General features: G+C 35.4%; 6 protein-coding genes and 1 pseudogene. All 7 read left to right on the top strand.

Annotation, left to right across the window (positions count from 1 at the left end):
- The first annotated feature begins 233 nt into the window (after nucleotides 1–233).
- Complete coding sequence (locus tag BM098_RS12795) at nucleotides 234–1,232, top strand: ABC transporter permease (protein WP_234987504.1); 999 nt, start codon at nucleotides 234–236, stop codon at nucleotides 1,230–1,232.
- 55 nt (nucleotides 1,233–1,287) lie between these two features.
- Nucleotides 1,288–1,578 (top strand): SdpI family protein, encoded by a 291-nt coding sequence (locus BM098_RS12790; RefSeq protein ID WP_089833978.1) that lies wholly within the window; start codon nucleotides 1,288–1,290, stop codon nucleotides 1,576–1,578.
- 211 nt (nucleotides 1,579–1,789) lie between these two features.
- Nucleotides 1,790–2,662 carry an ABC transporter ATP-binding protein gene (locus BM098_RS12785; protein ID WP_089833976.1) on the top strand — a complete coding sequence of 291 codons (873 nt, stop codon included), beginning with the start codon at nucleotides 1,790–1,792 and terminating at the stop codon, nucleotides 2,660–2,662.
- 9 nt (nucleotides 2,663–2,671) lie between these two features.
- Complete coding sequence (locus BM098_RS12780; protein ID WP_089833975.1) at nucleotides 2,672–3,475, top strand: ABC transporter permease subunit; 804 nt, start codon at nucleotides 2,672–2,674, stop codon at nucleotides 3,473–3,475.
- Between the two features lie 10 nt (nucleotides 3,476–3,485).
- On the top strand, nucleotides 3,486–4,283 hold the full coding sequence (locus BM098_RS12775) for an ABC transporter permease subunit (protein ID WP_089833973.1): 798 nt from the start codon (nucleotides 3,486–3,488) through the stop codon (nucleotides 4,281–4,283).
- 211 nt (nucleotides 4,284–4,494) lie between these two features.
- Complete coding sequence (locus BM098_RS12770) at nucleotides 4,495–4,707, top strand: hypothetical protein (RefSeq protein WP_089833971.1); 213 nt, start codon at nucleotides 4,495–4,497, stop codon at nucleotides 4,705–4,707.
- Between the two features lie 128 nt (nucleotides 4,708–4,835).
- A pseudogene (locus BM098_RS12765) lies at nucleotides 4,836–5,571 on the top strand (class I SAM-dependent methyltransferase).
- Nucleotides 5,572–5,925 lie beyond the last annotated feature (354 nt).

The raw sequence follows: 5,925 nt of genomic DNA, 5'->3' as shown, positions 1-5,925 counted from the left end.
AGCCTTTTCCCATTTAGAACCTACTTCCATCTAGTTCTATTTTACACGGGGATAGCCCGGAGTGACAAAGCAAAACAGTGTTATTATATGAATTTATCAAGGAACAAAAAGAATTAAATTCCAATTTTATCATCCCCATGGGGGTGACCTTCAATCACTCATGAGTGATTGAAGAGTTAAGATCAAAACCAAGATCTTAACTATAAACTTATTATACGAGGGGGATAAACGTGATGAAAAGAATATGGACCATATTTAAAAGAGACTTAAAAGTAAATGTGAAGGATTTTATTTCACTTTATATCCTTGTCATGCCCATTTTGTTTGGCGTATTGATCAATGTATTTACACCGGGGATAAACGATACAACGGTTAATCTCGCTTTGTTAGAGGGAGAGAATGAAGAGCAGATCACCTATCTGGAACAGTTTGCTGATATAGAAGTCTTTGAAAGTGAAGACGAAATTAGAAACCGTGTTGAGGATAGAGATTCGATTGTCGGGATTCTTCCTGAAGATGAGGGTTACTATATCATGACTCAGGGAAATGAATCTGAAGGGGTCATCGATTATGCTAAATTACTCAATGGGCTATACGAGTCGGACATCAATGTGGAAGATACAAATGCAGAATTGATAGAACTCGGACAAACGGTTCCGCCACTAAAGAAAAGCCTGGTTAATGGAGCCATTCTTTTTATTTCAATCCTTGGTGGTATGCTGATTGCTTTGAATATGGTAGAAGAAAAAGTGGATAATACATTGAGTGCGATCAATGTCACGCCCACATCCAGAACAACGTTCATACTCGGGAAATCTGTCATGGGTGTTTTGCTGACCATCTTCGGAACAGCGGCCATCATCTTTATTACAGGTTTTGGCGGAATAAATATCCTGCAGATGATGCTGATCATACTTGTGACCAGTCTGTTGAGCGTACTCGTTGGCTTTATACAAGGTGTTACAAATAAAGATATAATCAGTGCTGCAGGAAGTATAAAACTGTTATTTCTGCCGTTGATAGCTGGTGTTCTGGCTGTTGAAATCCTCAGCGACTTCTGGCAGCCTTTCTTTTACTGGGATCCCTTCTATTGGGCCTATAAAGGAACCGATATGATCTTGTCTCAAAGCGGGGCATGGACTCAGATATTGAGCTACTCTGGCATCGTCCTTGCATTATGTGGGGCAGTCTATCTCGTACTAGCACCAAGAATAAGAAAAGGATTAGAGTAAAGATTATTTATAATTAGACTAGTTACCATAGGTGCATTAGTAGAGGAGAATACAAATGAACGATCCAACCTGGTTATATGATTTGATATTACCTTTAATAATGATTGTTTTTGACTATCTCTTTTCTAAAAAGCAGCCTAAAAACATTAACTATTTTATCGGCTATCGAACGAAAAGGTCGATGGCATCAAAAGAGAATTGGATTTATGCAAATAAAAGACTCGGTGAACTATGGTTTAAGCTAGGGTGGCTTGTATTCATCTTGGTATTGTTAGTAAGGTTGTTCATACCTGTAGAAAACGAAACACTCACATTAATTAATATGTGTCTGAGTTTACCCTTGTAAGTTGTGCTCCTGGAGCGCACTATTTCCCCAACATGCTTTAATAGATGTTGAGAAAATAGGTTTGCGGCGGTTGGAAAGTAGAAAAACCTATGCTTAGTTGAACGAGCATGGGTCGCCTTTAGGGTGTCCTTACGGAATCCCCTTCCTCAAACATTCGTGAGAATGTTAGGTGGGGGTAGTTCAATTAAATTGTGTGGAAGGAGATTTAATTATGAATGTCATCGAAATAAAAAATTTAACAAAGTATTATGGAGGATCGCTAGGAATCAACGATGTAAACTTAGAAGTAAAAGAAGGGGAAATCTTTGGTTTTATCGGTCCTAATGGTGCGGGTAAATCAACTACGATTCGATTACTCTTGGGTCTAATATATCCAACATCAGGGGAAGCTAAGTTATTTGGCAAAGATGCGATTGAATTTGGTCCTGAAGTTCGTAAAGATATTGGCTATCTACCTTCAGAAATCTTTTACTATGATAAAATGAAAGTGATAGATTTGCTAAATTATTCAGCGAGCTTCTATGACAAGGATTGTACGAAGCGAATTAAAGAGATTTCTAATATTATGGAGCTCGATTTAAATCGCCGAATTGATGATTTATCTTATGGAAACAAGAAAAAAGTTGGGATTGTCCAAGGATTATTACATGAACCGAAACTGATTATCTTAGATGAGCCAACAGGTGGGTTAGATCCACTGATGCAACAAAAGTTTTTTAATTTACTCAAAGAAGAAAATGAAAGGGGCGCAACCATTTTTTTCTCCTCTCATATCTTAAGTGAGGTCCAAGAACTTTGTAATCGAGTAGCCATTATCAAGGAAGGTTCGATTGTAGAAGTGGAAGATATTCAAACATTAAGAGAAAATAATTATAAGAAAATAGCGGTTGTTGGAGACGATTTATCCAAGGAAACCTTTGAGTTAGATGGAGTGACCGAATTAATCCAGGAAGAGGATGAACTTACTTTCTTCTATAAGGGCGATATTAACCTCATAACAAAAGCTCTTAGCTCCATTGATGCAAAAGACATTACTATTGAAGAACCAACACTTGAAGAAATATTTATGCATTATTATGAATAGGTGGGGAAAATGAATATATTTAAGCATGAATTAATAATGAAGAAACAATCAATCCTTATTTGGTCACTGTCCTTATCGGCATTTATGATTTTTTACATGGCATTCTTCCCGGCTTTAGCGAAAGATGCGGCATCATTTGATTCGATTATGAATAGTTTTCCGGAAGAAATGCTACAAGCACTAGGTATCAAAGAAGGACTATCCATAGCTAGTCTAATAGGCTATTTCACACTAACTTTTGGGATGATCCAGCTGGCAATCGCTATTCAAAGTGCGAACTATGGGTTTTCAATCCTTTCAGAAGAAGAACGTGAACTGACGGCTGATTTCTTATTAAGTAAACCAGTATCAAGAAGTACCATTTATTTTAGCAAGTTTTCTGCAGCTTTTTTGAGTTTGTTCGTGTCAGCAATTGCTGTCGGAATCAGCTCCTTGATTGCACTACGTCTATTTAATGGCGGTGAGAGTTATAGGTTAGCCCATGTGTTGAAACTTATTTTAACGGTCCCAGTGTTTCAACTGCTATTTATGAGCATCGGGATGTTTATTTCCCTACTCTTTAAAAAGATTCGATCCGTTTTAAGTCTTTCGATGGGACTAGCTATCGGTCTTTATGTTATAAACTCAGTGAGAGGAATCATTGATAGTGATTTGCTAGGGTATATTAGTCCTTATTATTACTTTGAACCAGGTGTTATTTTAATCGATGGTATCTATGACTTGAAATTATTTGGGCTAGCCATTGGAATAATCATTATTTCGTTGGTAGGTAGTTACTTGCTTTATAATAGAAGAGATATCCATTCGCTTTAGGAGGCATGAGATGAACATTGTTAAAAGAGAATTAAAGGCAAATTTAAAATCAGTAATAATCTGGGGTGTTGCTATTGCCTTTTTGGTGACGGTCTGGATGATTGAGTACGAATCCTTTGCGGGAAATCCTGCAATTGATGAGTTAATAGCAGCAATTCCACAAGAGATGCTTGCTGTTTTAGGAATGCAAGATTTTACCTTAAGCAGCCTTAATGGATTTATCGGATCAATATCCCTTTATCTTTATTTATTACTGGGGATACAAGCAATTTTGTTAGGGAGCTCCCTTATTGCGAAAGAAGAACGCGATCGTACAGCTGAATATTTATTTACGCTCCCTATTTCTAGAAGAAGAGTAATCGTTGGAAAAACCATAGCAGCTATTATAAATTTAGGCCTATTAAACCTGGTCACTTTGTTAGCGATGATTCTAAGTACACTTAGTTATGATAAGGGTGAAGACTTTTATCGTTTTATCGGGCTTACATTTGTTGCATTATTTATTATTCAAATGATCTTCTTAAGTATTGGCATGTTGATCTCATCTATCAGTAAAAACCATAAAAAATCCGGAAATATATCCGTAAGTATTTTGATGATTACTTTTCTAATTTCATCCCTTATTAATACGGTTGATCGTCTTAGTTTCTTGAAATATATTATCCCCTTTAAATATTTCGAGACAAGCTATCTATTAAATGAAATGAGCTTAAATCCTATTTATCTTGTTCTATCGATTTTGATTATTGTGGTCGGGATAGGCGGGACGCTCACTCTCTATCCGAAGAGGGACCTTGCATTATCTTAAATTGTTTGTCACTAGAAGCACTATGGAGGTGTATCAATGTCAAAATGGACATTATTACAAAAGTTTACAAAGGAATTGAAGATGTCACTGCCTTAAAGGAAGTATCATTAGAACTTCGTGAAAGTAAATTTGTCTCGATAAGAATTGAGTAAAACTCAATATCTTATTTGTTTTAAGCTTTCAATATAGATATCGGAGAGATTGATGCAATATGCCTGAACATAATAATAATAAACAAGATAATAAAAATTATTATCTTAGCTATGGAATAGGTTTTGGATTACTTGGTGGTGCCATATTTGCAGTTATATTAGGATTATTCCTTGATACTCCACTAGTTTGGGCTTATGCACCTGGTTTTGGATTACTAGCTGGAATGATTACTGGTATTATAATGGACACAAATAAAAATAAGAAAAAATAAATAACTTTTCTTAAATGTAATTTAAAGTGAGTTTGTCAAAATAAGAATTAAGGAAGACTAGATAAAATTTATTTAGAGTAAAGAGATGGAATAATGTCAACATACAACGATTTTAATAGAGAGATGGAATAGAATTTCTAGAAAAAAGGAATTCTTTTACTATTCCAATAAGTCATGAGAAATTAATGGAAGCCAAGTATAAACCGATAGAAGTCGCACTGACAATTAGAAAAGTTGTTCCAGTATAATGGTTTGAAAAAGCAAAAGGAAATAAGCTTTTAGGACTAGCATGTGGTGGTGGTCAACAAGGTCCAATATTTTCTATTAAGGGCTATTAAAATACAATAATGGACTATTCTGAAGCGCAACTTGATTCTGATCGACTCGTTGCTGATAGAGAAGAGTTAGCAATGACTACAGTTCAAACGGATATGACAAAAAACTTCCCATTTGATGATGAAAGCTTTGATATTATATTTTGTCCTGTATCGAATGCGTATATAGAAATTTAGAAAATATGTGGCGAGAATCTTATCGAGTCTTAAAAAAAGGGGCTTGTTAATGGTTGGCTACATGAATCCTTGGATTTATATGTATGATGCAGATACCGTTTGGGATTACCCCGAAAAAGAATTATTTTTAAAATATAGTTTGCCATTTAACTCAAGACAACTAGAAGAAGAAGGAGTCATTGAAATAAATCCGAAGTATGGGTATGAGTTTAGTCACACATTGGAATCACAAATACGTGGACAACTAAATGCCGGATTTGCAATGATTGATTTTTACGAATCACAAGATTCCGCAAACAGACTAACCCAATATGGAAAAGACTATCTAGCAAATCTTTGTATTAAATTGTAATCTGTCCTTAGATAAATTTGTCTCAATGTCAATTGAGTAAAGCTCATATAGAACAGAACTAATGAACATTAAGTAGAAAAATACGAACTAAATATTATTAGCATTATGGTATTAAGTCAAGAGAATAATGGTAAGAAATACACCATACTTAAAGAAATTTAAGCGCACTTAACTAAATCGATACAAATAAGAAAATTCGTTCGGTATCTTTAGTGGATATGCATCCTTAAGAAAGTCCATTTTCTTAAGACTCTATCGTCTCCGATCGAGCGACATAGAGTTGATGCTCGCTTAGGAGTGCAAACACCAGACGCACAAATTTTCTTGCGGTAAGGACGAGAGCGCGCTTATGTT

The organism is Halolactibacillus halophilus (assembly GCF_900115605.1).
Classification (GTDB): Bacteria; Bacillota; Bacilli; order Bacillales; family Amphibacillaceae; genus Halolactibacillus; species Halolactibacillus halophilus.
Note: the sequence above shows the minus strand (reverse complement) of the source record. Positions and strands in the feature narration are given on the sequence as shown.

Coding starts and splice junctions, on each gene's coding strand:
- BM098_RS12795 (WP_234987504.1), top strand. CDS start 234: ATGAAAAGAATATGGACCATATTTAAAAGAGACTTAAAAGTAAATGTG.
- BM098_RS12780 (WP_089833975.1), top strand. CDS start 2,672: ATGAATATATTTAAGCATGAATTAATAATGAAGAAACAATCAATCCTT.
- BM098_RS12790 (WP_089833978.1), top strand. CDS start 1,288: ATGAACGATCCAACCTGGTTATATGATTTGATATTACCTTTAATAATG.
- BM098_RS12785 (WP_089833976.1), top strand. CDS start 1,790: ATGAATGTCATCGAAATAAAAAATTTAACAAAGTATTATGGAGGATCG.
- BM098_RS12775 (WP_089833973.1), top strand. CDS start 3,486: ATGAACATTGTTAAAAGAGAATTAAAGGCAAATTTAAAATCAGTAATA.
- BM098_RS12770 (WP_089833971.1), top strand. CDS start 4,495: ATGCCTGAACATAATAATAATAAACAAGATAATAAAAATTATTATCTT.